This is a genomic window from Aquitalea pelogenes (assembly GCF_001515305.1).
In the GTDB taxonomy this organism is placed as follows: Bacteria; Pseudomonadota; Gammaproteobacteria; order Burkholderiales; family Chromobacteriaceae; genus Aquitalea; species Aquitalea pelogenes.
Genome location: NZ_LNQV01000183.1, coordinates 1 through 201 on the forward strand (window position 1 = coordinate 1; position 201 = coordinate 201).

At 71.1% G+C, this 201-nt stretch carries 1 pseudogene; it reads right to left on the bottom strand.

From position 1 onward, the window contains the following. A pseudogene (locus AWT75_RS21860) lies at positions 1-201 on the bottom strand (hypothetical protein); the annotation flags it as partial.

The window sequence follows — 201 nt, forward strand, 5'->3', positions numbered from 1 at the left end:
AGGGCCACCAGGTGTTGCAGCAGGTCGTCGGCCAGCGGGATGTCCGGGCAGTAGATGGCAGCCCAACTGGCGACTGTCGGCCAGGCTGACGGCGGCGGCGGCAGGGCCACCAGGTGTTGCAGCAGGTCGTCGGCCAGCGGGATGTCCGGGCAGTAGATGGCAGCCCAACTGGCGACTGTCGGCCAGGCTGACGGCGGCGGC